At 40.4% G+C, this 20,835-nt stretch carries 23 protein-coding genes; 14 read left to right on the forward strand and 9 right to left on the reverse strand.

Annotated elements, in window-relative coordinates; translation table 11 throughout:
* Nucleotides 1-26: 26 nt before the first annotated feature.
* From LEP1GSC195_RS11095 to LEP1GSC195_RS11115, 5 genes are all read left to right on the forward strand, one after another.
* The gene (locus LEP1GSC195_RS11095) at nucleotides 27-803 is read left to right on the forward strand and encodes a GNAT family N-acetyltransferase (RefSeq protein ID WP_015682414.1); all 777 of its coding nucleotides are present in this window, start codon (nucleotides 27-29) and stop codon (nucleotides 801-803) included.
* On the forward strand, nucleotides 800-1,930 hold the full coding sequence (locus LEP1GSC195_RS11100) for a hypothetical protein (RefSeq protein ID WP_015682538.1): 1,131 nt from the start codon (nucleotides 800-802) through the stop codon (nucleotides 1,928-1,930). Before LEP1GSC195_RS11095 ends, LEP1GSC195_RS11100 begins: the two co-directional genes overlap by 4 nt.
* An 80-nt stretch (nucleotides 1,931-2,010) precedes the next feature.
* Nucleotides 2,011-2,691, forward strand: a complete 681-nt coding sequence (locus LEP1GSC195_RS11105) for a biliverdin-producing heme oxygenase (protein WP_015682077.1) — start codon at nucleotides 2,011-2,013, stop codon at nucleotides 2,689-2,691.
* A 3-nt stretch (nucleotides 2,692-2,694) separates the two neighbouring features.
* Complete coding sequence (locus tag LEP1GSC195_RS11110) at nucleotides 2,695-3,948, forward strand: MFS transporter (protein ID WP_015680908.1); 1,254 nt, start codon at nucleotides 2,695-2,697, stop codon at nucleotides 3,946-3,948.
* 34 nt (nucleotides 3,949-3,982) lie between these two features.
* Complete coding sequence (locus LEP1GSC195_RS11115; RefSeq protein WP_015681540.1) at nucleotides 3,983-4,345, forward strand: LIC13410 family lipoprotein; 363 nt, start codon at nucleotides 3,983-3,985, stop codon at nucleotides 4,343-4,345.
* A gap of 2 nt (nucleotides 4,346-4,347) precedes the next feature.
* On the opposite strand, the gene LEP1GSC195_RS11120 is transcribed toward LEP1GSC195_RS11115, so the two are convergent.
* Entirely contained in the window at nucleotides 4,348-5,112 is a 765-nt protein-coding gene (locus LEP1GSC195_RS11120) for an LIC13411 family adhesin (protein WP_015681811.1), read from the reverse strand.
* 63 nt (nucleotides 5,113-5,175) lie between these two features.
* Between LEP1GSC195_RS11120 and LEP1GSC195_RS11125 the strand changes: the two genes are divergently transcribed.
* The 4 genes from LEP1GSC195_RS11125 to LEP1GSC195_RS11140 all read left to right on the forward strand — a co-directional run bounded on the left by LEP1GSC195_RS11125 (nucleotide 5,176) and on the right by LEP1GSC195_RS11140 (nucleotide 9,591).
* Nucleotides 5,176-6,168 carry a helix-turn-helix transcriptional regulator gene (locus tag LEP1GSC195_RS11125; protein WP_015682523.1) on the forward strand — a complete coding sequence of 331 codons (993 nt, stop codon included), beginning with the start codon at nucleotides 5,176-5,178 and terminating at the stop codon, nucleotides 6,166-6,168.
* A complete protein-coding gene (locus tag LEP1GSC195_RS11130) occupies nucleotides 6,161-7,666 on the forward strand; it encodes a DUF2779 domain-containing protein (protein ID WP_015680547.1) in 1,506 nt (501 codons plus the stop codon). Before LEP1GSC195_RS11125 ends, LEP1GSC195_RS11130 begins: the two co-directional genes overlap by 8 nt.
* Nucleotides 7,666-8,712 (forward strand): alpha/beta hydrolase, encoded by a 1,047-nt coding sequence (locus tag LEP1GSC195_RS11135; RefSeq protein ID WP_015681188.1) that lies wholly within the window; start codon nucleotides 7,666-7,668, stop codon nucleotides 8,710-8,712. The genes LEP1GSC195_RS11130 and LEP1GSC195_RS11135 overlap by 1 nt, the downstream gene beginning before the upstream one ends.
* Nucleotides 8,713-8,781: 69 nt before the next feature.
* Nucleotides 8,782-9,591, forward strand: coding sequence for an LIC13212 family protein (locus LEP1GSC195_RS11140; RefSeq protein ID WP_015682119.1), 810 nt, complete (start codon nucleotides 8,782-8,784; stop codon nucleotides 9,589-9,591).
* A gap of 17 nt (nucleotides 9,592-9,608) precedes the next feature.
* Here LEP1GSC195_RS11140 and LEP1GSC195_RS11145 read toward each other — a convergent pair whose 3' ends face one another.
* Entirely contained in the window at nucleotides 9,609-9,836 is a 228-nt protein-coding gene (locus LEP1GSC195_RS11145) for a hypothetical protein (protein WP_002971906.1), read from the reverse strand.
* On the reverse strand, nucleotides 9,833-11,188 hold the full coding sequence (locus LEP1GSC195_RS11150; protein WP_015681323.1) for an MFS transporter: 1,356 nt from the start codon (nucleotides 11,186-11,188) through the stop codon (nucleotides 9,833-9,835). The genes LEP1GSC195_RS11145 and LEP1GSC195_RS11150 overlap by 4 nt, the downstream gene beginning before the upstream one ends.
* Nucleotides 11,189-11,299: 111 nt before the next feature.
* Between LEP1GSC195_RS11150 and LEP1GSC195_RS19550 the strand changes: the two genes are divergently transcribed.
* The 4 genes from LEP1GSC195_RS19550 (at nucleotide 11,300) to lpxD (ending at nucleotide 13,800) form a co-directional block, all read left to right on the forward strand.
* Nucleotides 11,300-11,497 (forward strand): (2Fe-2S)-binding protein, encoded by a 198-nt coding sequence (locus tag LEP1GSC195_RS19550; RefSeq protein WP_265370187.1) that lies wholly within the window; start codon nucleotides 11,300-11,302, stop codon nucleotides 11,495-11,497.
* Nucleotides 11,494-12,135 carry a RibD family protein gene (locus tag LEP1GSC195_RS11155; protein WP_015681359.1) on the forward strand — a complete coding sequence of 214 codons (642 nt, stop codon included), beginning with the start codon at nucleotides 11,494-11,496 and terminating at the stop codon, nucleotides 12,133-12,135. The genes LEP1GSC195_RS19550 and LEP1GSC195_RS11155 overlap by 4 nt, the downstream gene beginning before the upstream one ends.
* Before the next feature lie 79 nt (nucleotides 12,136-12,214).
* Complete coding sequence (locus LEP1GSC195_RS11160; protein ID WP_015682758.1) at nucleotides 12,215-12,649, forward strand: DoxX family protein; 435 nt, start codon at nucleotides 12,215-12,217, stop codon at nucleotides 12,647-12,649.
* Between the two features lie 92 nt (nucleotides 12,650-12,741).
* On the forward strand, nucleotides 12,742-13,800 hold the full coding sequence (gene lpxD / locus LEP1GSC195_RS11165) for a UDP-3-O-(3-hydroxymyristoyl)glucosamine N-acyltransferase (protein WP_015682194.1): 1,059 nt from the start codon (nucleotides 12,742-12,744) through the stop codon (nucleotides 13,798-13,800).
* A gap of 24 nt (nucleotides 13,801-13,824) precedes the next feature.
* Here the strand turns inward: lpxD and LEP1GSC195_RS11170 are convergent, their stop codons facing one another.
* A complete protein-coding gene (locus LEP1GSC195_RS11170) occupies nucleotides 13,825-14,280 on the reverse strand; it encodes an LIC_13241 domain-containing protein (protein ID WP_040507097.1) in 456 nt (151 codons plus the stop codon).
* A 2-nt stretch (nucleotides 14,281-14,282) separates the two neighbouring features.
* Entirely contained in the window at nucleotides 14,283-15,200 is a 918-nt protein-coding gene (gene mazG, locus LEP1GSC195_RS11175) for a nucleoside triphosphate pyrophosphohydrolase (protein ID WP_015681623.1), read from the reverse strand.
* 83 nt (nucleotides 15,201-15,283) lie between these two features.
* Between mazG and LEP1GSC195_RS11180 the strand changes: the two genes are divergently transcribed.
* On the forward strand, nucleotides 15,284-15,796 hold the full coding sequence (locus tag LEP1GSC195_RS11180; RefSeq protein WP_015681108.1) for a DUF6580 family putative transport protein: 513 nt from the start codon (nucleotides 15,284-15,286) through the stop codon (nucleotides 15,794-15,796).
* Between the two features lie 24 nt (nucleotides 15,797-15,820).
* Here the strand turns inward: LEP1GSC195_RS11180 and LEP1GSC195_RS11185 are convergent, their stop codons facing one another.
* The 4 genes from LEP1GSC195_RS11185 to LEP1GSC195_RS11200 are packed head-to-tail and all read right to left on the reverse strand — an operon-like array spanning nucleotide 15,821 to nucleotide 20,724.
* Nucleotides 15,821-16,771: an alpha-L-glutamate ligase-like protein gene (locus LEP1GSC195_RS11185; protein WP_015680638.1), complete on the reverse strand. Its 951-nt coding sequence runs from the start codon at nucleotides 16,769-16,771 to the stop codon at nucleotides 15,821-15,823.
* Complete coding sequence (locus LEP1GSC195_RS11190; RefSeq protein ID WP_015681859.1) at nucleotides 16,768-18,354, reverse strand: 7TM domain-containing protein; 1,587 nt, start codon at nucleotides 18,352-18,354, stop codon at nucleotides 16,768-16,770. The genes LEP1GSC195_RS11185 and LEP1GSC195_RS11190 overlap by 4 nt, the downstream gene beginning before the upstream one ends.
* 1 nt (nucleotide 18,355) lies before the next feature.
* Complete coding sequence (locus tag LEP1GSC195_RS11195; protein WP_015681092.1) at nucleotides 18,356-18,904, reverse strand: ATP-dependent zinc protease family protein; 549 nt, start codon at nucleotides 18,902-18,904, stop codon at nucleotides 18,356-18,358.
* A 38-nt stretch (nucleotides 18,905-18,942) separates the two neighbouring features.
* A complete protein-coding gene (locus LEP1GSC195_RS11200; RefSeq protein ID WP_015680913.1) occupies nucleotides 18,943-20,724 on the reverse strand; it encodes a chloride channel protein in 1,782 nt (593 codons plus the stop codon).
* Nucleotides 20,725-20,835 lie beyond the last annotated feature (111 nt).

The raw sequence follows: 20,835 nt of genomic DNA on the forward strand, positions 1-20,835 counted from the left end.
ATAGATAAACAAGAGGATAGAATCCAATGAAACCAAATACAATGAACAAAACAGAACGAATCTTAGAAGTTCGTTTAGCTGAAAACCAATTGGAAATTGAAAGAGCACTGGCACTACGTTATGAAGTGTTTAACTTAGAAATGGGAGAAGGTCTGCCACAATCTTCTGCTACTCGTAAAGACCGTGATGAGTACGATTTGTACTGCCACCACTTAATTGTTATCGATAAATCTACAGATGACAAAAAAATTGTAGGAACCTACCGCATCTTAACTCGCCAAAATGCTAAAAACGGAATAGGTTTCTACAGTGAAAATGAATTTGATATCACTTCTATTTATAACCTACCGGATGAAATTGCAGAAGTAGGACGCTCTTGTGTCCACCCTGACTACCGTGACGGATCGGTCATATCACTCCTTTGGCAAGGTCTTGCTGAATTTATGAACAAACATAATGTTCGTTATTTGATGGGTTGCGGATCCATTCACTCAACTGATGCAGGAGTTGCTTCTCAATCGTATGGATTTTTGAAAGCGAAAGATGCGATTGCCCCAGAGGAATTTCGTGTATATCCAAACCCTGACTATGTCCTCCCTGGTTTTGATGCTAATTTCCATGTAGAAGATCCCAAAACAATCTCCAAAAATATCCCTCCACTTTTGAAAGGATACCTCCGAGTGGGTGCTAAAATCTGTGGAATTCCTGCACTGGATTCTGTTTTTGGTACTACAGATGTGTTTATTCTTTTCGACCGCAAGGAAATCACCGAGAGATATGCGAAACACTATATGAATGCATGAGCCCTAACCAGGAAATAGATTACCAGCACCCAACAAAAAAAGACCAAGTTCGATTCTTTGTTTTTACCCTTTTTTTGGTTCTTACGATCTGTGCCGGTTATTTCCTGGGGTTTCCTCGGTATTATCTAGGATGGTTTTCCTTTGCGATTGCATCGTTCTCTGTGGCCGGAAACGATGCAGTCCAAACCATCGGAACCTTTATCGAGAGTAAAAAATCGGTTCATTGGCTCCAAAAGATTCTCGTTTTCGGTGGCCTTTTATTTTTAGTCCATTTATTTGCTTGGTTTTTGCATGGCGGTGAAATCCACTTCCATAGACTAGATTCCATTCCCGAAACTAAAGACTTCAACCTACTCCAACTACTTGCTCCCGTATTACTTGTAGTCATTACAAGACTAAGAGCTCCTGTTTCTACGACCTTTCTCGTCTTAGGATTGTTTGGTGGCAAAAGCATCGACCAAATGTTAACCAAATCCTTCTTTGGGTATGGCCTAGCGTTTCTTGTGGCCATTGTGGTTTGGGCGATACTTGTGAAAGTGGACCCACACGAATACCATGAAGTCCACACTCCAGACCCAGTAACGGAGAGACGTTGGTCTCAGTTGCAATGGCTTTCCACTATGTATTTATGGGTGGCTTGGTTACTCCAAGACACAGCCAATATCGCAGTCTTTTTACCCCGTCAATTGGGACTGATTGAATTTTTGACTGCTGTATTCATTCTCATCGTAGCCCTTCTTATCATCATCCGCACAAATGGGGGCACCATCCAAAGAGTGGTCTCTGAGAAGTCGGACATCCAATGGGCCAAAGCTGCGACCATTGTAGATTTGGTGTATGGAAGTTTATTATTTTTTTTCCAGTACATAAGCAATGTCCCCATGTCCACCACCTGGGCCTTCCTCGGCCTTCTTGCCGGTAGGGAGATCATTTTGAACGTCATTACCTACAAGGACCTCCCTTACCTCGATACCTTCCGAAAAGTAGGAAAGGACGTGGTTCTGGCCACCATTGGAATTCTGGTTTCGATTCTTGTTTTTTTTCTCTCCTACTTTCTCTATCCAGAACAAAGGGCAAACACCCCACTCGAATTTTGGAATTCTCCCACCCAGGAAGATTCCCTATAATTTTCTTTGACAGGTCTGGCAATTGTCAGGGTAGTGTCATATATGAGATTGATTCTCATATAAAGAAACGAGGAGCCATTATGTCCATAGCAATGATGTTACGAGAAGGAACTGCTGAAAAACACCAGGAAACCGAAAAGGTCCCTTATCTTCGGGCGATTTTCAGAGGGGGCCTCGATGCCCAAACCTATACTTACCAATTAGAAAGCCTACTTGCAGTTTACACTGTAATGGAAGAACTTTACCGCCAAAACAAAGACAACCCGATCCTTTCCAAACTTTATTTTCCGACTTTGTTTCGTGAGGAAGCTCTGAAAGAAGATATCACTAGTTTTCAAAAGAAATTTAATACAAAACTCCGTGGTGTCATATCTAAAGCTACACAGTCGTATATTGACCATATCAAAAAAATCGCAGAAACCAAACCGGAACTTCTAGTAGCACAGGCTTACGTCCGTTACTTGGGAGATCTTTCCGGTGGACAATCCATCAAAAAAGTAGTAGCAAAAACTTTCCAATTGGAAGGAAATGAAGGAACTGCATTTTATGAATTTCCTGAAATCGAAGATCTTATGGCATTCAAAGGAATCTATCGCCAAAACTTGGATACCCTTCCTTTGAACGATTCACAAAAAGCAGAACTATTGGAAGAGGCAAAAGCCACTTTTGATTTGAACAAGTTTTTGTTCATTGAACTCGATTCCGATTTAAAAGAAAACATTGGAATGGACCGTTACCAGACTCTATTGCCAGCAGGTTAATTTTTGGGATTCCCGTATACTTTAGTAACTTTAGTTTTTTTATCCATGTTGCCGGTGACGATGATTGTGCCGGTAGTAAAGGATGTAGTCAAGGATCGTTTACTTGGATCCAACTGGGATGTGGCTTATTTCACGAGTATTCCCATGTTAGGTTCCTTTCTCTTCGCTCCGATTGCGGGAATCATTTCCGATCGTTTTAAAAACAGAAAGTATTTCATTAGTTTTTTCTGTTTTTTGGACGCAGGACTTTTTTATTTACTCACCATTGTCACCGATATGGGTTTCTTTCTTTTTTTAAGATTCCTTGAGGGAGCAGCCCATATCTTTATCATTGGACTCCTGCTCAGTTCTGCTGCCGATCGCGAAAACGATCCAGAGAACAAACGTTACTATGGCAAAGGAATTCTTATGGGAATCACGGGGATGTTTTTATCCCTGGGTGGCGCCTTCGGAATGCCACTGGGAATTCTCGGAAGAAAAAATCCACTCCTACCATTTTACGTCGGTTCAGGAATTCTTATCTTTGTTGGCTTAATGAGTTTACTTATGTTAAAGGACAAAGGAATTCATAGAGTAAAAGACTTTAAGTTAAGTGACCTAAAAGTTGCGATCTTCGAAAATCCATTTTTGTTTGTTCCGTTTTTATTCAACTTCATCGATCGTTTCACCGTTGGGTTTATTATTTCTTCTTTCAATATCCACTTACGCGAGACACTAGCTTTCCATCCAGGGATGCTTGGAGTGTTTTTAGGACTCGTTCTCTTTCCTATGAGTTTACTTTCCTACCCATCAGCACTTCTTTCTCGCAAAACAGGCGTTTTGCCACTTGTTCTTGTTGGATCTACTATTTATGGAATTTTCCTTGGGCTTTCAGGGACGACCAATGAGTTTTGGTATCTATTTACTTTTTTACTCATCTGTGGGGTTGGGGCCGGAGTAATGTTTGTTCCTTCCATGATGCTTGCCAGTAAAATGTCGAAACCAGGCCTTACGGCAACGACCATGTCAGCCTTTACTGGTGTGGGTTCACTTGGATTTATGTTAGGACCTGTTGTCTCTGTGCAGATGCAAATGGTCTTTGAATCAATTTTGCCACCGGCTTATAGTTTCTCTGCCCTTTCTTTCTTTTTTGGATTTTTGGAGATTGGTCTTGTGTTTTTAACCATTCCATTTTTCAAAAAGATTTTGGGAAAAATGGGCCGAATCGATGAAGAAAGAGAAAAGATATCACTTGCCAACCCTGATCCTATCCTGTAGAATCTTTGTTTAGTCCATCTTAAGGTAAGGGTATATGATCAAAAAACTTTTGATACTCAGCACATTGACTTCGGTTCTATTCTTAGTTTCCTGTTCCTCTGGAAACAAAGTACAAGCGGGAAGCACTAAAGTCCATCCACACACAGCGCTTCGTAAATTGGAAATCGATATGATTAAAGTGGGGGACGGTTTGGTAAAAACAGAAGCTGTTCTTGGCAAATCGACTGAAAAATCAATCGATCCTAGCGGAACGGTTATGGTATGGTATTTTGCAGAAGATCGTGATGTTCCAGAACAATACTACACTTTGAAAGAAAAACCAGATGTTGTAGAAAAGTTTTTGAAACTCACATTTGATCCCAAAAACAAAATCACAGCCAAAGACTTCAAACTATAAAATCATTCTTCAGATTCGGATTCTGTTTCCGCATCGGTCGGCGCGGGGAAAGGAAAACCAGGGAAACTTGGTTTGACTTTTCCTTCCACATCATCATCTAACAAATCAACGGTGGTGAATCCTAACAAAAAATCAAATGCTTCTGCCACATTGAATCCGAGTCTCGCTCCGCCATACAAACCCGCAGCCAGCTCCACATTCCAAGAATAACCAGGGGGATACCCAAAAGGTTTTAAATCTTCCTGGGGAAGATACACTAAAAATTCTTTTTGTCCTGTTGCTGCCACCAAATCGTTTGTTAACTCTCGACGGAAATGCTCTTTTTTTCTTTTTTTGCGATCTTTCACTGGATCATACCAATAAGAATAATACCGCATCTTATAACTTTTTACATTGGCTCTTTCCTCTTTAGTAAGAGGAATTCCTTTTTTATCCACGAGCCAATTCCCTTTGGCGTCCATTGTAGGTAGGCCCGAATGGAAACTTTCACCACCTAATATACCAAAGACGAGCTGTTGGGAGTGGTAGGTTCCGAATTGGCCTCCTCGAAGTCCAATCCCTCGACCCAAATCTTTTTTCCCCATCTCGGATTCCCCACCTTGAAAAAGAACTCCAATGGGAAGTGGACCCACTTTAACAGCTGCTCCATACATAGGTGTTTCGGCACCAACAGTCACAATGTCTTGGAAATCATTTTTACGATTTTTCCAATAAGTTGCACATTGTAGAAAAAAGGAGAGGCTAAGGATGAGGCCTGTGATTCGCATACTTTTCCAGTTTTTTTCATTTTCTACTTTTCGGAATCAAAAAAACAAACAATTTGGGAAGATATGACTTCTTTTGAAGACTTCCCCATGATTGAAGTGAAAAAAATGAATGAGACTGAGGTTCGTCTCTTTGCACTACTTTTCAATCTCCTCCGCGAACCCAAAGGGATTAGTTTCCAAAAATTTCGTAACATCATGCCTCGGTTCTATAAAAATGAGGATATGGAATCAGATCGTAAAAAACTCTACCGCGATCTAAACCAACTCAAAAGTCTTGGATTCAATATCAAAGTAGCTCAGTTTGGTTACCAATCAGAAGATTTTTTCCCTTACTATTTAGAGAAAGAATCTCTAGATCGTGCCCTGAAGTTCACCAAAGAAGAGTTAGAATACCTATCTCATGTTTTGTTTTCTACAGAACCCACGCAGGAAGGATTCAGCCTTTCACAAAAACTCTTCTCTCATCATTTGGATCTCATTCCCAAATTTGCGAAACAACCAAAGGAAGAACCTACATCGGATGAAACTTTCGACTCTTCCCATACAGAAAAAATCCTCCAAGCCATCAAAGACAAAAGAGCCCTCACCATCCAATACGGATATGATGTAAAAGAAAGAATCATCGAACCCTATAGGCTCGTTCGCAAAAATACAACCGACTTCTATCTACTTGCTTATGACCGTGGGAAAAAATCGTTACGCAGGTTTATCCTTCCCAAAATCATTGTCAAAAAAGAATCCAAAGAAGAATTCCAATCCAATCTTAAAATCACAAACCAAGACCTAAACTTTCATCCGCTGCTTCTTACTAAACATCCAGAAGTCGAAATTCTTTTCCAAATTCATCCTGACTTTGAAGACCGTTGGAAATTATTTTTAGAAGGTGCGAATTTTGAAAAAGTGGGCGCCGAATACCGAGTGAGAACAACAAACCAAAATGCCCTCTTCCAATTTTTTGTCCTTTCTCCTGAAGCTCTTGTCTCTACTTCCGAAGGTTGGAAGAAAAACTTCCAATCCTATACAAAACATTGGGAAGATTTATATCAATTTGTTTGATCAACCGGTTACACCCGTTACCAAGTCTCAGTTTTTACAGTATTTAAGATGTAATAATGCTTTCCATTTAGTAAAAGAAGGTATAGTTCCCAAACCTTCTTCTTCATCTTACGGTGGTTATTTGGAATGGGGGGATTTTCTCCAACTTTGTAGAAACCAGTTCCCAACTTCAGTTACTATAGACAAAACTATGGACAGAGAAGAAAGTTTTCTAAAAACACAAGAATGGATTTTAGAAAAGAAGTCCATCTTCCATGCTCACCTTCGTTACAATCATTTTGTTTCAACCGTAGAGTATTTAGAATACGATCCAGAAAGGGACGGTTGGATTCTCTGGGATTTTCGTCCCATTGGTTCGGTAAAACAAGACATTCTCCGTTCCTTTTACTTTCACAAACAAGTGGCGGAAGGGATGTCACTGAATATCCTCGGTTACAAACTCATTCGCATCCAGACCAAATACCTTTTCCCTGGGGGCAGCATCACTCCAGAGGATTATTTACTGATAGAAGACATAACTCCCCGAATGGAATCGGAGGCAGGAACTCGTGCAGAAGAATGGAGACAGTTTCAAGAGGAAGTAGAAAGAACAAACGGACAATCTGTACGGTTTTCCTTCTTGGATTCCAAACGCAGTTGCCGATCGCTAAAAACCTGTTTATCCCCTAACCATTGTGCGGCAGGGAAAGAAAATGCCAAAGAAATCTTTGACTTCCGAGACAGTTCCGAACTAGCCAAACAGTGGTTTGCCTCGGGTTATCATTCTTATGAAACCGTCCCCGATTCGGAACTTACTCCCATTCAAAAGATTCAAAAACAGGCCCATATTACGGGTAATACTTACTTCGATCGAACTGCTTTTGAGAATTACCTAACGAATGTTACAAAAACTGTAGCATTTTTAGATTTTGAGTCTATCAATCCCTACATCCCTCTCTACCCGAATACTAGGCCATTCCAACATATTCCCTACCTCTATTCCTTACATATATGGGACACAGAGAATGATACCTTGACGCACAAAACGTACTTACATGAAGACTTGGGAACAGATCCCCGTGTCCCCGTCATGGCCCAATTACAAAAGGACCTACCGGAAGGGATTACCGTCTTCTCCTTCAATGATTTCTTTGAAAAACTGATCATCCAAGAGACATCCACTGCCTTTCCTGAGTTTTTAGAGTTTTGGGAGAGAGTCAAATCGCTGTTTATCGACCTGGCGATGCCTTTTAAGAAACTTTGGATCTACCATCCCGGCCAAAATGGCAAAGCATCACTAAAAGAAATACTGCCTTGTTTTAGTACAGAAAGTCATGGAGGACTTTCCATTCGTGAAGGACAAGACGCAAACTACCAATATTTGAGATTAATAAAAAAGCAGATGACAGCCGAAGAAAAAAAACGTGTTCTGGAGGATTTGAAAGCTTACTGCAAATTAGATAGTTACGGTTTGTTTTTAATCTATAGAATGTTATTAGAACGATTATCGGTTATTTAATGTTAGGTATCAAAAAATCAGTCGCACAACTTGTCTTTTCGTTACCAGAACATTGGATTTCCACTTTGGTTCGGAAAAATAACCAACCGGAAACTAGCGCTTTGGATCCGCATTGCGCATTGGCATGTAACATTGCCAGATTCCTACCTAAAATGGAACAAATGAGCCCAGAAAAGGCACGCCGGCATTACCGCGATCAAATGCGGATCTTCGATGAGCCGGAATTTCCTATCCCACACATCGAAGACAAACTCATTCCCACTCCCAGCGCCTCTTTCATTCCTATCCGAGTCTACAACGCAAACCCACAAAAAAGAAACCTTCCCACCATCCTTTTCTTTCACGGTGGTGGACTCACTATTGGCAACTTGGACACTCACGATAATTTTTGTCGTAAAATGTCTCATTACACAAAGAGCATTGTGATAGCTGTGGATTATCGTTTAGCACCAGAACATCCATATCCGGCGGCCCATGATGATGTATGGCTTGCTTACCAATATGTTCGTAACACTGCCTATCTCTTTGGAGGATCCCCCAATGCAATTGCTGTTTGTGGAGATAGTGCGGGAGCCTTACTTGCCACTTCCCTTTGTCTAAGGGCCAAAAAAGACAAAATTCCGGTTCCCGTTTTCCAAGCACTTCTCTATCCCATGCTTGATACGTCGAAGGAATCGGAAACTTACGAACTCTTTGGGGAACGTTATGTCCTTACACGTTCTCTCATGCGGTGGTTCATCCAAAACTACCTTCCCAACAAAAAAGATAGGCTCCTCCATAACAACTCACCAGTTCTCGCCGACTCCAAAGAACTAAAAGGACTTCCTCCCACTTACATAGGAATTGCTGGTTTTGATCCCTTACGTGAAGAAGGGGAAACCTATGCAAAACTCCTGCAATCTGCCGGTGTGAAGGTGGAAGAACGACTTTTCCCTTCTCTGGTCCATGGATACATCCAACTGACAGGACTCATTCCGAAAGCCAAAGAAGCGGAAATGGACCTTTTCCAATCTTTCATACGATTTTTTTCACAAATAAAAATCTGAGTAAGTCCATTCAAGAATCGACAAGGAAGGATTCGATACTATAAAAGACAGAAATCTCTGAGGTACGTCATGATTCTACGATTCTCCATCGCTCTCTCTTTCCTACTTGGGATTTCGGCACTATACGCTGAAAAACCGGCATCTGCTACTTTGAAGGAACGTGAGACACAAAAACAAATCGATCTTCAAAGAAAAAACGGGTTTGGTGATAACGAAATTGATACCTTACATGCAAGTATCATTGGAAACTTACGCAAAATGAAAAAACTCCAGGATTTGGGAGTTGATAAAACAGCAGCGCAATACTTAGCACAAACTCCCGATGAACACAAAGAACTTTATAAAAAAGATAAAGACGGTAAACCTTACCTGGAAATCAAACTTCCACAAGGGCAGTCATACATTGATTACCCGACAGTGTTTTTGTATGATGGAATTGCCTACATTTATCCTAAAGAAGACTATAGCGACCTAGATAAAATCATCCTAACCTTTCGTCGTGTGAATGCAGATGGAACCATCCATGTAAAGGAAATGCGAAGACTAGTAAACCCATCTCCAAAATCAGAAAGTTCAGACAAAGATGAAAAAGGGGAAGCTAAATTAGATACAAATTCTGATATCCGATTGGAATACTATAGATCCTTAACTTCTGATACTATTTGGCCAAATGATCCAGTACAACCCGCAGAACCAGACATTGCCATGGTTTTGAATGATGAAAAAGATCCGCTTCCTTATGATAAACAAAAACATATCATGAGATCTTACAAAAAGATGTTACGTAAAATCTCGAAACAAACGGCCTTCAAACTCAGAAGTATCGAATTAGATCAAAAACAAATGATCACAAAAATTTTGGACTACAATACAAACTAAAAGAAGAACCCTTCCTTTTAAGTTTGTTGTTTTTCTCTCCGACTGATGAGGAGTTGCGAAATCGTTTGCTCCTCTGTCACATACTTCCTCTTTAAATACGAAAGTGCATTGTTTATAAAACGAGGCACTTTTTTTTCTGCATCCAATAGATCCATCTTCGTTAACATAAGTTCATCGATGGTAGCCAATGCCAAATTTCTTTGGCTTTGGTGTAATTCAAAATCGTCTTCGTCTTCTACTATCATGTTTTTTCTTGGAAACGATTTGCCGCCTCCACTCCCCTTTCTTCGTTTACAAATAAGTTGATGAGTAAGGATAGAAAATAAAAGAAAGCAACTACAAGGAAGGCATTTCTTAAGGTGACTAATGTTTGGATGTAGCCAAAAAGAAATAGTCCGGCAGCTGCGGCAATCTTACCAGAAAGTCCCCACATTCCAAAGAACTCTCCCGATTTAGATTCAGGACTAAAGATACCTACAAGGGCTCTGGAGGCAGACTGAGTAGAACCAAGTCCCATTCCCGCAAGAGAAGAAATAAACACAAAAACCCATTGTACTGTCCAAGTTTTACCAAGAGTGGCATTAGCAAAGTTAGTAAGATCGTGCACAAAATAAATCAAAGCACAAGTCACAAGCCACAGAACAAGCGTCAGGTTGAATGTTTTTTTAGCGCCAATACTATCTTGGATGACTCCGAAGGCAAGAGCACCCACTGCGGCAAAAATTTGAATAAAGATAAACATGGCTTGTTTGTGTTCGGCCTCAATATGAATTTCTTGTGACCCATAAATGAAAGCAAAAGAAATCACAATGGCAAGAGCCGCCATAGTAAAGAACAAAGACACTAAATAAATCATCAAATCTTTGAAGTGGCTTGCGTCTTTTAAGGTTTGTACCACGCGATCCTTTCCAATCTTAAAATAGTTTACATGATGAGAAACACCGAGTGGCAAATGTGGTTCTCTCAGAAAAAGGAATGTCGGAATGGCAGCAACCATAAAGAAAACGGCAGTGTAAGGTCCCACTAACTTTAAGTTCTGGAAATTATCCAAAGTATAATCACCAAGCGTTGTTGCAAGAGCAACAGAACCTATTCCGCCGAAGTAACCAATCCCCCAAGCATAACCAGAAATTTTACCTAAGTCCTCTTTGGAACCAAGGAAGGGTAAAAAGCTGGAAGCAAAGTTCTCGCCCGAGGCAAAGAAAAAATTGGAAAGGGCAACAAGGACCATTCCAAGCCAAATCATTCCTGGTTCCACATAGTAGAGTAGAAAGGTAGCAACAACACAACCCACATAACTAAGGAAGAGAAAGAGTTTTTTCTTAGAACTATAGTCCGTAATGGCACCAAAGATGGGACCTGTGGCGACTACAAACAAATACGATGCCGCAAGTGCCCAAGCCCAAAGGGAATTTCCCATTCGGTACGGACTGTCCGAGGTCATATCTGCAGGAACAACGAGTCTTGTAAAAATCTCACAATAAACAACACTGATGATGACGGTGGTGTAGGAGGAGTTCGCAAAATCGAACATACACCATCCAAAAATTTCACGGTTTTTTTTCTTTTTGGCTTCCGGGTTTTTGTCTTTGGACATAGAGGGCGTTTGAATTTTCCTTGGTTGAAAGTAATTAAAGAGTTTCCCTCCCTTTCGTAAATCTGTCAAATGAATAGTTCAGGTATGGATCCTTTCGATTTAAATTCCCTCATGAGACCCAAACGGGTCTGTTTATGTCGAATGGTGACTGAAGATGAATTAGTCCGTGCCATCCATGCGGGCGCCGTGACAATGGAACAAATCAGAGAAACAACAAGGGCCTCTACCGGCTGCGGCACCTGCTCCATGCAGGTGTACCACATCCTCCAGCGCGAATTGCAGAATCTCTCACGGAGGAAAATTTCATGAAATTATCGATCAATATGGCTATGACCTTGGACGGGAAGGTCGTTCGACCGGATGGTCGTTGGTATGGCCTCACATCCAGCGAAGACAAAACCCAGATGGATGTCTATCGTTCCCAGTCAGACGCCATCCTTATAGGAAAAAACTCTATATTAAACGACAATCCCATCGTCAAAATCCGAGCCATACCCAATGTTTTAAACCCAAGACCAGTCATTTTGGTTCGCAAAGGAACCCTCCCCCCTGACAAACATGTCTTCGAAGAATCTGACCATATCCCCTTAATTATCTGTACAAAATCGAATTTGAAAGAGATCAAAACAAGCCTGGAGAACAAAGCCGAGATCTTTGCTCTGGATTCTGACGACATTGATCCTAAAAAAGTCACCGGGATTCTGAAACGAAAAGGATACAAAAATGTCCTTTTGGAAGGCGGGCCCAAACTCAATTTTTCCTTTTTGGAAGCGGACCTAGTGGACAGAATCTACGTCACCGTGGTTCCTTTTATCATCGGAAAGACAGGACTTGCTGGGATTGCCGACAGGAATTCTGAACTCCCCGGTTTTGACAAAAACAGTTGGACCCTAAAAGACCATTTTGCCAAAGGAAATGAAATCTTCCTAGTTTACGAAAAAGGCTAAATTTTTTTAAAATTAGGATTGACGAGTTCCATCAGCATCAAATAGTTTGATATTAAACTATTTAGCAATAAGAGGTTCTATGTTTTATAAACTACTCGCAACAAACAAAGACATTACACTCACCATCCTCCGTGTCACTCTCGGATTGGTGATCCTTCCCCACGGAGCTCAAAAAGTTCTAGGTGCATTCGGCGGATTTGGATTCGAAGGAACTATGGGTTTCTTTACAGGAACATTGGGCATTCCATACTTCTTTGCTCTTCTTGCCATCATCGCTGAATTTTTTGGCGCACTTGGTCTTATCCTTGGACTTTTCACAAGAGTAGCTGCGTTTGGAATTTTTTCAACCATGCTTGTAGCAGCAATTCTAGTTCATTTACCAAATGGATTCTTTGCTGATAAAGGTGGATACGAATACCAACTCTTAACTTTTGGTTTGGCAATTCCTCTGATCATTAAAGGTGCTGGTTCTTTTTCACTTGATGATATCATTGCGCATAAAATCGAAGGATAATTAGCAAAATCATGACTGATACTATCTAATAGTGTTAGCCAAACTTTGACCTCTCTGATTCCTTGTCTTAAACCATCGATAAGGAATCGGAGATGAACCAAATCAACCTATCTACTCTCCAGTCACTACTACCAGAAGCAAAATTTCAAAATACAAATAGTATCGTTTCTGTTTCTTTTACTGGACTCACCTCACTTTCATTAGCGACTGCAAACGAAATTTCTTTTGTAGCATCCAAAACCTTTGTTAATGAAGCAAAAGCTTCTAAAGCTCCCGTACTCGTTGTATCTTCCGATGTTGCGGATTCACTCACAGAAAAAGCTTTGATCATAGTTCCGAAAGTAGAACTAGCGACAGCAAAAATCATTCGCCACTTTTTTCCAGAAAAACAACCTACAGGAAAACAAAGTACACATATCGTCATTGATCCCACAGCTAAAGTCGGATCCAACACAGACATCGGACATTTTGTAACCATCGGCAAAGATTCTACCGTTGGAAAAGATTGTATCATTGAAGATGGAGTAAAAATCGGAGACCGCGTTCATATTGGTGATGGTGCTCGCATTGGCAAAAATTGTGTATTTTTTGATGATACCATTGTTGGTAAACGTTTCATCGTATTTGGAAATTCTAGTTTCGGTGGCGATGGGTTTGGATTTGTATTTGCCGAAGGAAAACACAACAAAATCCCACAAGTGGGTCGGGTTGTGATTGGTGATGATGTGGAAGTAGGAAGCAACTGTACCATTGATCGCGGTGCTCTTACAGATACAACCATCGGAAACGGATGTAAATTTGACAATATGGTTCATATTGCTCACAACTGTAAGGTGGGAGACCATGTCATCATTGCAGGCCAATCTGGTCTTGCCGGTAGTGTCACACTAGGAAACCACGTAATCATAGGTGGTGCTTGCGCCATTAGTGACCACATAACACTCGTCGAAGGAACCATCATTGCTGGTGGATCCAGCCTACGCACTTCTCCCAAAACAAAAGATGTTTATGTGGGTTGGGATTTAGGACTTACCTTCCCCGAGTTTCAAAAGTATCGTGTGAATATCAAAAACATTGTGAACTTAAACAAATGGCTGAAACGCATCGAAAACATCGAAAAAAAAGTGGGGATTGAGACTAAGGAATCTTAAGTCAAAATTCATTCCTCTTATCATTTAAGAAATCGAATCTATATACAATTGGATTCGATTTTGGATGTCTTTGTGAATGGACGGGTCGGGAAAGGGGACAGGATTTCCTTCTGGATCAGTCCAATGAAATTCACCCCCATCTTTTTTTCTAAGACTCAAATAAAAAATAGGAGCCGGGTTTCTTCGATTCCCTTCTACTCCACCTAACCGAAGAGTGACGGAACCCATATCCGAAACCACCCATTCCAAAATCTGCCCCATTTGTTCCGTCTTCCAACGAATGGGAAATTCGATGTTCTCATTGGTATCAATTCGATTCTGTGATTGAGAAATTTTCGTTTCTGGGGATGGATGGTCCTTCAATTCCTGAGTAGGAATCTTCATTTCCTCTATCTCTGGATACTCTGCGAATAACCAACGGTAAACATGAAGAGACTCTTCTTGTAAAAATGGTAAATCGTTTAAATCAAGAGAATGCATCATTAGTTTGGATTGGATCCTTTGCGGTTGGAGATTTTATTTCCTTGTATGGTGGAATTAGCATCGGATGTGATTTCCGATTTTATTTTAAGTTGTAACTTTGCTTGGTCCCAAAACAAATCGAGTTCCTCTAAGGAATGATCCTTTAAAGTTTTTCCGGTTTGCAAAACCAAGTCTTCTACTATGCGAAACCGAGTTTCAAACTTTTCATTGGCACGACGAAGGCAGGTTTCTGGATCAATCGATAGTTTGCGGGATAAATTTACTAACAAAAAGAAGAGATCACCTAACTCATCTTCCACTCTTTCGTCATAAGGTAATTTTTTGGAATCGAGAGACCCTTTGGATTGTAATTCCACATCCAGTTCCTTAATTTCTTCCTGAAACTTTTCAAAGACACCAGAAACCGTGGGCCAATCAAACCCTTGTTTGGTGACTTTTGATTGAATCTTTTCCGATCTTTGGATGGCAGGGAGTGCTCTTGGAATTCCTGCGAGAATACTTTTGTCGGAATCTGTTTTCTCTTTGGATTCTTTTTCTTTTTGTTTTAACTGGTCCCATTGGTTCAGGACCTTTTCACCCGAATCAATTCCTGATTTGTTTCCATAAACATGGGGGTGGCGAAAAACTAATTTTTGGAATACATCGTTTGCTACATCTTGAAATCCAAAAGCACCGCGTTCTTTGGCAAGTTGGCTATGGAAAGTGATTTGGAAAAGTAAATCTCCCAGTTCTTCTCTTAAGTGGTTGTCGTCTCCCCGTTCGATGGTATCCACCACCTCATAGGTTTCTTCCAGTAAATGGGGAATGACAGAAAGATGGGTCTGTTCTTTGTCCCAAGGGCAACCCTCGGGGCTTCGGAGGTCGGCCGTGAGCGCGAGTAGGTTTTCCAAGGGAGAATCAAAATTAGGAGGGTTCACTGATTGTATTTTTCCCGAACCTTGCGGGAAGCAAACGGAAATTTTATCTTGCGAAAGCCCCCCCCCTTTACGAGTCTATCCCTATGTTCCAATCCCGTGTCTCCGTTGCCATCCTGATGGTGATCGCTACTGTCATCAGCCGTATCCTACCACACCCACCGAATTTTACGCCGATTTTGGCTGTTTCTTTGTTTTCGGGTGCTTATTTGACAGACAGACGACTTGCTCTTTTCGTTCCTATTTTGGCTATGTTCGTTTCCGATTTCTTTATTGGGTTTCATGACCTAATGCCAGTGGTTTACGGATTTATGATCGTGGCTGTCCTTTTTGGAAAACAAATTGGATCTTCGCTCACCAAATCTTTCGCTTTTACAGTGGCAGGATCGGTTGTATTCTTTATTCTCACAAACCTTGCAGTGTGGGCAACGAGTGGAATGTATACTTTGGATGTTTCTGGCCTTGTGACTTGTTTTACACTCGCCATTCCTTTTTTCCAAAACTCGATTGCGGGAGACTTAGTGTATTCGGGAATCCTTTTTGGATCTATGGCTTTTCTCAATAGAACTGTTTTCGTTACAGCAAAACAAAACGTTTAAACAAAGTTTATTAGTTTATTCTTTTTACAATTCTTGAAACATTCGGTGGACTCTAGTAGCTGGACCATCTGCCGAATTCTTTATCCTCTCCACTAACTGCAAACGATCTCGTAACCCCATCCGGTTTGCAATTTGAATTCCAAGTCCTGGCCTTGCGTTCATTTCCAAAAGTAAAGGACCTCTCGATTCATCGAGGACAATATCCACTCCTAAATATCCTAAACCGGACATATCGTAACACCGAGAGGCCATTTCTAAAATGGTTTCCCAATGCGGTAGGATCCGTCCGCTTAATTCCTGTTTTGTGTCCGGATGGATATGGATGATTTTATCATTACAAATTGCGTGAGTGAGTTTTCCTGTGCGAAGATCCACTCCTACACCGAGGGCTCCTTGGTGTAGGTTCGCCCTTCCCCCTGATTCCTTTGTGGGCAATCGTAACATTGCCATCACTGGATATCCTAAAAATACAATTACACGAATGTCTGGAATCCCTCGAAAGGAAATTTCCCGAAAGAAAGTATGGCATTCCAATCGTTCTTGTAAAACACAAGAATCGGAGTTTCCATCTAACGAATAAAGTCCTGATAAAATTCCTGAGATATGATGTTGTAGTTCTTTTTCCGAAAGGATTTTGTCATCTACCTTGTGGTATTGAATAGATCCGTTGGCCGCTTCCGACTCACGGACAATCACAAGGATCCCATTTCCCATTCCACCGTTTGCTGGTTTCACAACAAATCCCGGTCGGTCTTGGATGAGTTCCCGAGTATTACGAATCCCACCAAAAGTATCCACAACTCCATAATGGTAGGGCATAGGAACATGGAACTGCCTTGCGAGTTCTGCTGTTTTCCATTTATCATCAACTAACGGATAGTATTCTCTTGGATTATAAGGTAAAATATATTCACCAATCCTGCGGTTGATTCCAAGGATTCCCTCCTCTTCAAATTTTTTGAAAAGAGAAATCACGACTTAAATATTTCCTTAAACCGAAAAAGCTCCGATACACGGTAACCTTTGTATTGGCCAAGAAGGATTTGGATAGCAATCACCACGAACAATAATTCGGGATGTGTGAAAAAGAGAATTTGTAAGGACCCAAAAAAGAATATCATATAGCTGATAAGAGCGATCAGTAATGTCCCTGCTAAAGTGGCAAAGGAATGCATAATCCCTTCTTCAATGATCATAATCGAAAATCGTTCGATAAAAATCGTTGTGATCACAATCGGAAATAAAGTTACACTCATCTGATTGAAAAAAGAAATTTCTTCGTTTAAAACAGAAAATAAAATCAACGTAATAACGGTGATAGTGAGTAGGATGGAAAGTCTAGGAACTGCGAGTAGATAGTATTTATCCAATGCATACCTTTCAAAAAAACCAAGCGCTATCATCAAAAGAAAAAAACCAATTCCAAAGAGGAGGTTGGTTTCATAAAAAAACATCGCAAGTAAAATAGGAGTAAAAATTCCAAAGGTAGGGATTCCAATCATATTCCTTGCCACAGACAAAACCAAGGCTCCGATAGGAATGAGGATCACCAAACGAAACAGATTTTGCAGTGGTGTTGGTAGACTATATAAAGAATAATACCGTAAAAAACTATTACTAGAAGCAACTTCTTCGCTATATTCTTTGAAATTATAACGATTTACATTGGACTTTGTGATATAAGTCGTATAACGAAATGTAGCTGGTTCTTCCCCAAGAGAACGCCTTTCTTCCACAGACTTCCAAAGAGGCAGATATCCGTTTACGCTATGAGCAAATATATTTTTGTATGTAGACACAAAATACCATTTTCCATGGACTCGGATCTCATTCCAAAAACTGAGTTTAACCTTATTATCTTTTGTGTTTTGTTTGGACAAATCGAAACCGGCAACTGTTCTAACCTGAATTCCTTTCATACGGCAGAGTAAGGAGAATAGCATTGCCTGAGTGTAAGCGCTGCCATTGTTCAGGCGGATTGTATCTGCGAGTGTGATCTCTTTGGTTGTATTAAGAACTTCCTCAGAAATAAAATAGTATATTTGTTTGGCAGAAGCGACATTGTCTTTGTCGTAGGGATGGATTTGTTCAAACAACTTTTTTGCTAAACGGATTTCTTCTGGAGAAAAGTTTTTTAAAGAGAGATAGTATGGCTCTTTGGCTGGTTGTTTTCTATTTTCAGTAACAATTTCTGGCTCTGGATTGGTATGTGAATAAGGCAGGATTTTTATTTTTGCATAATATCCAATAGAAGAATTCCAATCCTCTCCTTCCCAAATTCCTAAATGACCATATTGTTTTTTCTGCAATCGAAAATCTAAATCTTCCATTTTGGTATTGGATTTTAGAACTCTTGATTGGATGAATTGTTTTGGAATTGGGAAAGTTACTTCGGATACAGCAACATTTTCTTTTGGCTGAATCACTACTTGTAAGTTAACAGTATCATCCACTTCCATCGGAAGTAAGGACAGTTCAGCAATTTTCAACTTATAAAGAATCGAAACAACAGGCAAAATAATGAGTATGAATACTGTAATAAAAGTTTTACGGTCCAAATCAATCACCTAATGCATGTGACAATGAAACATCTACAAGAAACTTACCCATTAGATAGTTTCGGCCAATGAGTATAGGATAGGTAAGATTGGTTCTATCATTCAAGTTTATGATAACTTCTTCCTTATATTTTCCCATCTTCATCACTTCACTAATGATAATTCTAGTTTCAGATACACCCGAAGTATTAGTTACTTTTGCTTCTTTGACAAACTTACTTTTCAATCGAACTGGTTTTTCGTCTACAAAGGTATCAAATAAAACAAAAACTTCTCCATTTTCCGTGATCCTTTCGATATTGACCGCATGAATCGAACAGGATTTAGCACCCGTATCAACTCTTGCACGAAGTTTGAGTTTCCAATTGGGAAATTCGGCCCATTCCACTCGACCAATGATGGGTTTTAAATATTGCGGAGGAATGACAATCGGTTTGATATGAGAATCTGGTTTTTTCTCAATGATTTGTTTAGATCCAAAACAGTTGGCGAATAAAAAAAACTGACTAAGTACGAGAAAGTATAGGAAACATCGGAAAAATAATCCCATTGGGGGTTGTAGATATTTCATAAATTGACCGACGATTCTCATACTGACTTACGCTGTTTATTTTTCACTTCATTTTGGTATGCATTGAATAGATCAATGTATCGCAAATAACCCAAACATTTACCATCTTCAACAATTGCAAGTTTGTCGACATCATATTCTAATAGAATTCGAAGTGCCTTACCTAAAGTGTCATTCGTGCAAACAGAAGGGACATCTTGTACAATTTCTCCGCAAGTGATCAGGTTTTTCAAATCTGCTTCAAATTCTGGAAGGATTCTATTTTTTCGAAGTGATACAATGCCCTTATACTCATCGCCCGTTCCGAGCAATATAAAATCACTGGCTTGGATTCCCAGCGCATTGGATTGTAATTCAGTGAGCGAGAGATTTTCGGAGACCATAGCATACTTACGAAATTCAGAAAAATGGTCAGTGATACGAATCCTGTCCATAATGTCTTGGTTCATATCCCAATGATGGGAGGGAGATAAAAATCTATTTTTGATTTGGTTCCTATAGATAGAGGTTCGGTGAGACAAAACTACTGCAATGACTGAGACAATCATCAGCGGTGGCAATAGTTCATAACTTCCAATCATATCGCAAACCATAATCATCCCTGCAATGGGAGCTCTGGCTACACCTGCAAAAAATGATCCCATTCCTACCAAAAGAAAGGGAAAGATGATGATGTTTAGTTCAGGAAATAACACTTGCGCCATAGATCCAACAAAGGCACCTAACATACCACCGATGGCAAAAGAAGGTCCAAGTAATCCTCCAGAACTCCCTGAACCAACAGTGAGAGAAGTGGAAAATACTTTAAACATAGCCACAGCCAAAAGAAAAAAGGGACCAGAAAATCCAAAACTAGTGGATTCTACAACTTCTCCATTAATCATTTTTTGTATAAGACCAAAACCAGAACCTAAAACTTCAGGAAATAATAAAGCAATACAACCTACAAGTAATCCGCCAAACGCTGGTTTTAGATAGTTTGGTAAAGGAAGTTTGGAAAATACATCTTGTACTAAATGATAAACTTTCACAAAAAAGTATCCCACAACATAACAAAGAAGTCCGAGCACTACATATAATGGGATATGTCTATAGTCATTGAGACTATATTCTTGTACTGAAAATATAGAACCACTTCCCGCAATACTTGTATAGGTTAAATAGGCCGTCACAGAGGAGAGAATGCAAGGTACAAGAGAATCACTTTCGATATCTTCTTGGTATACCATTTCAACCGCAGTGATGGCTCCGCCCAGGGGAGCACGAAATATGGCCCCAAGCCCACCTGCCGTTCCGGCTAACATCAACGTCCTTCGAGCCCGGGCTCCTGCACCCAAAAACCCAGCCAAACTAGAACCAAATCCAGCTCCAATTTGTGCGGTGGGACCTTCCTTTCCTCCTGACCCACCGGAGCCTAATGTAAGTATGGTGGCAAGTGCCTTATAAAAAGGAACTTTGGCCTGAATTTTTCCTTCATTAAAATGGAATGCATAGATGAGTGAATCTGTCCCACCACCCTGGGCTTCTGTACAAAAGAAACTAGTGATGATGCCAACAAGGAGTCCACCGAGTGCGGGTAGAAAAACGACCCAAAGTGGGGAGATGGGCCCAACCGAGCCTATGGAATGGAAATTTGAATCTCCGGTTGGAATGCCTGGATCATAACCCATCAGGTTACCAAAGGTAAAGGATTCTGTCCAGGTTAAGGTCCAGTTGAATCCATAAGCCCCAAATCCAGAAAGTAGACCAATGAGTAGAGAATAGACATAAATCGATCGCGGTCCCTGGATGGAAAACACGCCCTTTAGACCGAAATTTGACCCCATACGGCAAGATTGTAATTTCGCTTAAAATTCCCAAGGAAATTCTGAATCCTCTTGACCCAAGAATGAATTCCTGTGACGATTGGA

The organism is Leptospira wolbachii serovar Codice str. CDC (assembly GCF_000332515.2).
Lineage (GTDB): Bacteria > Spirochaetota > Leptospiria > Leptospirales > Leptospiraceae > Leptospira_A > Leptospira_A wolbachii.

Coding starts and splice junctions, on each gene's coding strand:
- LEP1GSC195_RS11150 (WP_015681323.1), bottom strand. CDS start 11,188: ATGTCCAAAGACAAAAACCCGGAAGCCAAAAAGAAAAAAAACCGTGAA.
- lpxD (WP_015682194.1), top strand. CDS start 12,742: ATGAACCAAATCAACCTATCTACTCTCCAGTCACTACTACCAGAAGCA.
- LEP1GSC195_RS11195 (WP_015681092.1), bottom strand. CDS start 18,904: ATGGGATTATTTTTCCGATGTTTCCTATACTTTCTCGTACTTAGTCAG.
- LEP1GSC195_RS11145 (WP_002971906.1), bottom strand. CDS start 9,836: ATGATAGTAGAAGACGAAGACGATTTTGAATTACACCAAAGCCAAAGA.
- LEP1GSC195_RS11120 (WP_015681811.1), bottom strand. CDS start 5,112: ATGCGAATCACAGGCCTCATCCTTAGCCTCTCCTTTTTTCTACAATGT.
- LEP1GSC195_RS11155 (WP_015681359.1), top strand. CDS start 11,494: ATGAAATTATCGATCAATATGGCTATGACCTTGGACGGGAAGGTCGTT.
- LEP1GSC195_RS11170 (WP_040507097.1), bottom strand. CDS start 14,280: ATGCATTCTCTTGATTTAAACGATTTACCATTTTTACAAGAAGAGTCT.
- LEP1GSC195_RS11135 (WP_015681188.1), top strand. CDS start 7,666: ATGTTAGGTATCAAAAAATCAGTCGCACAACTTGTCTTTTCGTTACCA.
- LEP1GSC195_RS19550 (WP_265370187.1), top strand. CDS start 11,300: ATGAGACCCAAACGGGTCTGTTTATGTCGAATGGTGACTGAAGATGAA.
- LEP1GSC195_RS11100 (WP_015682538.1), top strand. CDS start 800: ATGAGCCCTAACCAGGAAATAGATTACCAGCACCCAACAAAAAAAGAC.
- LEP1GSC195_RS11125 (WP_015682523.1), top strand. CDS start 5,176: ATGACTTCTTTTGAAGACTTCCCCATGATTGAAGTGAAAAAAATGAAT.
- LEP1GSC195_RS11160 (WP_015682758.1), top strand. CDS start 12,215: ATGTTTTATAAACTACTCGCAACAAACAAAGACATTACACTCACCATC.
- LEP1GSC195_RS11115 (WP_015681540.1), top strand. CDS start 3,983: ATGATCAAAAAACTTTTGATACTCAGCACATTGACTTCGGTTCTATTC.
- LEP1GSC195_RS11140 (WP_015682119.1), top strand. CDS start 8,782: ATGATTCTACGATTCTCCATCGCTCTCTCTTTCCTACTTGGGATTTCG.
- LEP1GSC195_RS11105 (WP_015682077.1), top strand. CDS start 2,011: ATGTCCATAGCAATGATGTTACGAGAAGGAACTGCTGAAAAACACCAG.
- LEP1GSC195_RS11095 (WP_015682414.1), top strand. CDS start 27: ATGAAACCAAATACAATGAACAAAACAGAACGAATCTTAGAAGTTCGT.
- LEP1GSC195_RS11180 (WP_015681108.1), top strand. CDS start 15,284: ATGTTCCAATCCCGTGTCTCCGTTGCCATCCTGATGGTGATCGCTACT.